The sequence below is a fragment of the Methanobrevibacter sp. genome, assembly GCF_017427765.1.
GTDB lineage: Archaea > Methanobacteriota > Methanobacteria > Methanobacteriales > Methanobacteriaceae > Methanocatella.
In genome coordinates, this window is sequence record NZ_JAFRSC010000059.1 from 1 (window position 1) to 5,770 (window position 5,770).

At 34.0% G+C, this 5,770-nt stretch carries 6 protein-coding genes and 1 pseudogene; 4 read left to right on the forward strand and 3 right to left on the reverse strand.

Features of this window, described 5'->3' with window-relative positions; all coding sequences use genetic code 11:
* The 3 genes and pseudogenes from IJL02_RS12425 to IJL02_RS12435 all read left to right on the forward strand — a co-directional run.
* Window positions 1-572: pseudogene (locus IJL02_RS12425) on the forward strand (phage holin family protein); the annotation flags it as partial.
* Window positions 573-951: 379 nt separating this feature from the next.
* Window positions 952-2,478 carry a cobyric acid synthase CobQ gene (gene cobQ / locus IJL02_RS12430; protein WP_292813724.1) on the forward strand — a complete coding sequence of 509 codons (1,527 nt, stop codon included), beginning with the start codon at window positions 952-954 and terminating at the stop codon, window positions 2,476-2,478.
* Window position 2,479: 1 nt separating this feature from the next.
* The gene (locus IJL02_RS12435) at window positions 2,480-3,046 is read left to right on the forward strand and encodes a DUF6434 domain-containing protein (RefSeq protein WP_292813729.1); all 567 of its coding nucleotides are present in this window, start codon (window positions 2,480-2,482) and stop codon (window positions 3,044-3,046) included.
* Here the strand turns inward: IJL02_RS12435 and IJL02_RS12440 are convergent.
* Together IJL02_RS12440 and IJL02_RS12445 are read right to left on the reverse strand one after the other, a co-directional pair.
* Entirely contained in the window at window positions 3,043-4,083 is a 1,041-nt protein-coding gene (locus tag IJL02_RS12440) for an aldo/keto reductase (RefSeq protein ID WP_292813732.1), read from the reverse strand. The two genes, IJL02_RS12435 and IJL02_RS12440, sit on opposite strands and share 4 nt — an antisense overlap.
* 1 nt (window position 4,084) lies before the next feature.
* Window positions 4,085-4,813: a class I SAM-dependent methyltransferase gene (locus IJL02_RS12445; RefSeq protein WP_292813735.1), complete on the reverse strand. Its 729-nt coding sequence runs from the start codon at window positions 4,811-4,813 to the stop codon at window positions 4,085-4,087.
* Between the two features lie 77 nt (window positions 4,814-4,890).
* Here IJL02_RS12445 and IJL02_RS12450 point away from each other — a divergent pair, with 77 nt between their 5' ends.
* A complete protein-coding gene (locus IJL02_RS12450; RefSeq protein WP_292813738.1) occupies window positions 4,891-5,133 on the forward strand; it encodes a hypothetical protein in 243 nt (80 codons plus the stop codon).
* A 1-nt stretch (window position 5,134) separates the two neighbouring features.
* Here IJL02_RS12450 and IJL02_RS12455 read toward each other — a convergent pair.
* Window positions 5,135-5,770, reverse strand: a 636-nt coding sequence (locus IJL02_RS12455) for a transposase (protein ID WP_292816878.1), incomplete at its 5' end; no start/stop codon positions are given.

Here is a 5,770-nt window from a genome sequence, read left to right on the forward strand (position 1 = left end):
CTTCTTCTTTTTCTTTTTTTATTATAAAAAAAGAAAAAGAAGAAGAAAAAGAATTAAGTGACTCTGAAGTCATCGTGTTGGCATCAGGCAATCTTGCAATGATTTATCTGACCCAATGGAGTCGGAGATTAACCTATGAGGAACTTAATAACTATTTCCCTGAACTGATAGACGGCATTATAAATAATGAATATGTTGGTTTTATTTTAGTTAAATCCAAAGAACATGGTGATTTAGCTATAGGTAAAAATGGAACTTACTATCTGGACAGCGGTGAAATTGAAGGTGAAAACCCTCTTGAAGGATTTGGAAACAATATCGTCAGACATTTAAAAAGAACAAGCTCATTTGAACATACCCCTGACATCCTGGTTAACAGTTTTTATGACAGGCAAGCTGATGAAGTGTGTGCTTTTGAAGAATTGGTCGGAAGTCATGGCGGAGCTGGAGGAGACCAGTCAAAACCATTCATATTGTACCCTTCAAGTTGGAATGTCAGTGATGATGAAATTATTGGTGCGGAAAACATTTATAAACTGCTAAAAGAGAATTTAGCTGAATTGAAAAAATAATATCGATTAAATTAAAATGGGAATTAAACATATCTTACCATGACCATAATTTATAACTCATATAGTATAATCTTTTAACAAATGATTAATATACAAACAGAAAATATTGGTTGATATACTGAAAGTTTGAATGACGATTGCTTTTTAACATCCTTGACGTTAATGTGAAATGACATTCATTAAAATAATAGTTAAAGAAATACTTTTGTTTTAATTAACCTCAACATCAAATATTATGCAAATAAGAATTGCAACGACATAATCTGTTGAACCTCCCAATTTAAGAACCGGAGCATTCTTGCACAAAAATGTTAAATTCATCAAATGAGATTGACTGATTTTTAAATTATTTATAAGATTAACTAAATATATTCTATACATGACAAAATGTATCATGGTTCAAGGAACCTCCTCAAATGCCGGAAAAAGCATGCTTGTAGCAGCGCTCTGTAGAATATATAAAAATCGAGGATATAATGTGGCTCCTTTCAAGTCCCAGAATATGTCCTTAAACTCATATACCACTAAGGAAAACGGTGAAATTGGAATAGCTCAGATGTTACAGGCCGAAGCGGCAATGATTGAACCAAGCATACATATGAATCCTGTTCTACTAAAACCTAAAGGGGATTTTACATCCAATGTAATTATCCAGGGAAAATCCATTGGAGACATGAACTTTTACGATTACCAGCATAAATACCATGATACAGCATTTAATGCAATGAAAGAAAGTTTTAAAATCTTATCCGAGAAATATGATATTATTTTCATTGAAGGAGCCGGATCACCTGCAGAAATAAATATGAGAGACCAGGATATAGCAAACATGGAAATAGCCCATATGGCAGATGCCAATGTAATACTAATAGCAGATATTGAAATGGGTGGTGTTTTTGCAGCTATTGCCGGAACATACGTACTGCTTGATGATTATGACCGCTCCCGCCTAAAGGCAACCGTTATCAACAAGTTCAGAGGTAACCTTGATATATTAAAGCCAGGTCTTGACAGAATTGAAGAGATTACCGGAGAACCGGTTTTGGGAGTTCTTCCATATGATGAAACTTTAAGACTTCCAGAAGAGGATTCAGCATCACTAACTACACATGTCTTTGCAGAAGATAAGGACATTACAATTGGAGTTATCAGACTTCCTAAAATAGCTAATTTCACAGATATAGATCCATTTGAATACGAAGAAGACGTTGCTCTTAAGATGATTGGCATTAATGATGATATAGGTGACGTTGATGCCATTTTAATTCCCGGAACACGTAATTCAACAGAAGATATGTTTGCCCTAAAAGAAAGTGGTCTGGCAGACAAAATTATAGCAAAATCCTCTGAAATTCCAATCGTTGGAATCTGCGGAGGTCTGCAGATTTTAGGCAATGTAATCCATGATGAAGAAAAACGCGAATCAAAACATGGAACTATTGACGGTTTAGGATTATTGGATATTGAATCAAGCTTTTCGAGAAGCGAAAAGATTGTAACACAATCAGTTGCAACAATTCCTGAAAATCTTGATGGACTAGCAGGCGAAATATTTAAAAATATAATTGGTGAGGAAGTTACAGGTTACGAAATCCATGAAGGAACAACCGAACTTAAAACCTGCAATGCATTATTAAACATTAAAAAAGGTCAGGGAAATAATGAAGACGGTAAAATTGATGGAGCTTCACAGAATAACATCTTTGGAACCTACTTCCATGGAATATTCCACAACTACAACTTCAGACGTGAATTTTTAAACTATATACGTATTAAAAAAGGTTTTGAAGCAAAGTATGAAGAAGATCCATACGAAACCCAAAAGGATTATTCATTAAACAGATTGGCTGAAATCGTTGAAGAAAACCTTGATATGGACATTATCGACAAATTAATATTTGATTGAAATGACAAGACCATCCCTTACAACAAATTTAACTAGTGAAGAGTTTAAAGAGTACTATTTTTTAAAAGAAGAACTGAAAGATTTTTTAAGGTCTGAAGGCTTAAAAGTCAGCGGCGGCAAATCTGAACTGGAAAAACGAATCATATATTATTTGGATACTGGTGAAGAGTTAAAAGAAAAAAATGAAATCGTTGATGTGAAAGACAGCAGCGAAGAAATTACACTTGAATCTGAGATTGGTGAAAACTTCAAATGCAGTGAAGATAAACGAAAATTCTTTGAAAAGGAAATCGGAAAAAGTTTCAAATTCAAAGTCAAATTCCAGAAATGGCTAAAAGCAAATCCGACCAAAACATATCAGGATGCAATTAATGCATATTATGAAATTCAAAACTCAAAAGAAAAAACTGCAATCGGAAAACAGTTTGAATATAATCAATATATTAGAGATTTCTTTGAAAATAATGATGATAAATCTTTAGATGATGCCATTGCATGCTGGAAATACAAAAAAAGCCTTAAAGGACACAACAAATATGAAAAAAAAGATTTAGAAATATTGAACTAAATCTTATCTTTTGTATGTTTTTGCCAAACCTTATCATCATCAGATGCAGACGCCTGATTATCGGCCATTACACCAACTAGGTCATGAGCAACATACGGCTCTTCCAAATAGCTAATATCATCATCACTTAATTTTAAATCAGCTGCGTTAACTGCCCCTTCAACGTGATGCATCTTTGTAGCACCAACAATTGGAGATGTGACCTTTTCTAAAAGCCAAGCCAATGAAACTTCAGTCATTGAAACATCATAATTTAGGGCAAGTTCATTAACTCTTTTGATAATCTCAAAATCCTGCGCTTCGCTTGACTGGTATTTCAATTTAGCATAGAAGTCTTCGTTCATTCTTTTTGAATCCTCACCCGGCATTCTTGACAGTCTTCCTGAAGCAAGTGAACTGTAAGGAGTTGTTGCAATATTATCCGCTTTACAAAGAGGAATCATTTCACGTTCCTCTTCTCTGAAAATCAGATTGTAATGACCCTGAATTGATACGAATTTCTTAAAACCTTCCGCTTCAGCCAGTGCATTAGCTTTTGCAAGCTGCCAAGCAAAACAATTTGAAATACCAATATATTTCACTTTATCCTCTTCAATTACTTCATTTAAACCTTCCAAAATATCATATAATGGAGTGTTATAGTCCCACATGTGATAGATATACAAATCTATATAATCCAAACCAAGATTGGTAAGGCTTTTTTCAACAAAATCGTGAATGTGCTTTTGACCTGAAATATTATTTTTGATTTCATCTTCAGACCTTGGAAGAAACTTAGTTGCTACAACTACATCTTCTCTTGTGGCATTTTCCCTTATTGCACGGCCAAGATACTGCTCTGAGGTCCCATTCTGATAGCCTATGGCCGTATCAAAAAAGTTAATTCCATTATCCAAACCATTTGTAATTATTTCTATGGATTCCTTTTCAGGCAATGTCCATGTATGCATCCCATCTGCAGGATCTCCAAACCCCATACATCCCATACATATTCGACTAACATTTAAATCTGAATTTCCCAATTTTGTATACCTCACATTAACACCTCTTCATAATGTAAAATACATAAGAATAATCATCGCTGTTTTGTCTATAAACTTTAATTTCTTTTTTTAACTGCCCAACAAAATTTTTTGCTGATTTATCAGTTTTCAGTTCATTTAGATTCATTTCCAGTTTGTTATAATAGTCTTTCCAGTCATTTTTGGAAACAATGACATAGTCAATGAATCTGAAACCTTCGTCGTTTATTTGTGAAATCTTATTTTCAATTGTATCGACATCATCATATGTATTTTTCCAGAATTTTTTTGATTCTGCTGACGGTTTTGAAATCCATGACACATCAGAGACAACCATGTAACCGTTTGGCTTCAATAATCTCCTCCATTCTTTTAAACCTTCTTTAAAACCAATTATTTCGATTGAAGATTCACAAAATACCAAATCAAATTCCTCATTTGCAAAATCCAAATCTCTCATATCCATCTCATAGGTGAAAACCCTATCATGAAGATTGTTTTCTTTAATGTTTTCATCTAAAACAGTTAAATAATGCTTAAATAAGTCGATAGCTTCAACTGTTGCATCCTCAAAGTAATTTGCAAGAAGTATTGTTGACTGGCCAACTCCACAGCCGATATCCAAAACATTTGAAATATTGTCACGTTCAATTTTGTCCAATACCTCAAGGGTAGTGTCCTCACTGCCCGGCGATAATCTGTCCAAATCTTTGTAAGCTAAGAAAAAATACAATGGTATATCCATAATTTAAATTTAAACCGTATCATTTAAAAATGTTAACAAACATAAATTATAATATCAATTTATTTGGAGATTAAAATATGATTGTAAATGTAAAAGCAACTAATAAAAAATCCGGTGAAGTAATTTCATTTGCCTTAGAAGGTAACGCAGATGCAGGTTTTACCTACGAAGGAACCCACATGCAAGAAGTAGCTGATAACAAAATCAGAGAAGTTAATAACGGTTTAATCTTACTTGGTTCTCCACTTTACACCATTAAAGCTGGTGAAACTGAAGTCATTGAAAACATGACTTTTGTAACTGAAATTACCGCAGATTGAACTACCTCGAACTGTGGAGCTCGAGGATTCTTACTTCACGGGCTGTAGATGCTAATGCATCTAGATTTACCGTGCTATCCCCTCCGTCCCGGAGGTTCTTTATTATTTTTTCTTGAAGAATCCTTATTCCTTCATGCAGTATGTTTTTGCTGGCGTTAATATCCCTGTTATGATGTTTTCCGCATTGTGGACAAGTCCATTCTTTTTCATATTCCAAGTCCTTGTTGTAGTATCCGCAGTGGTGGCAATTTTTACTTGATGGATACCATCGGCTGATTTGAATGAATTCTTTGTTGTGCCATTGTGCTTTGTAGCGGATTTTTTCCACCAGCGAGTATAATGCTATTCTTTGAAGCTTAGTGCTCCAGTATTTATTTTTGAACATGCTTTTAATGTTTAGATTTTCCATACATATTAAATCATAAGTTTGCACTAGGTCGTGGCTTATTTTGTGGTATGTGTCTTTGATTTTGTTTGTTTTTTTATCTTGCCATTTCCAGTATGTTCGAAGGGCCTTTTGGTATCTTTTGCTCATGTATTTTTTTCGGGATAGTATTTTTTGGTATTTAGAAATCATTTTTTCCTCATAGGCTAGGTCTAGATTGGCTTTCTCTATTCCGTTGCTTAGGGTTGCTAA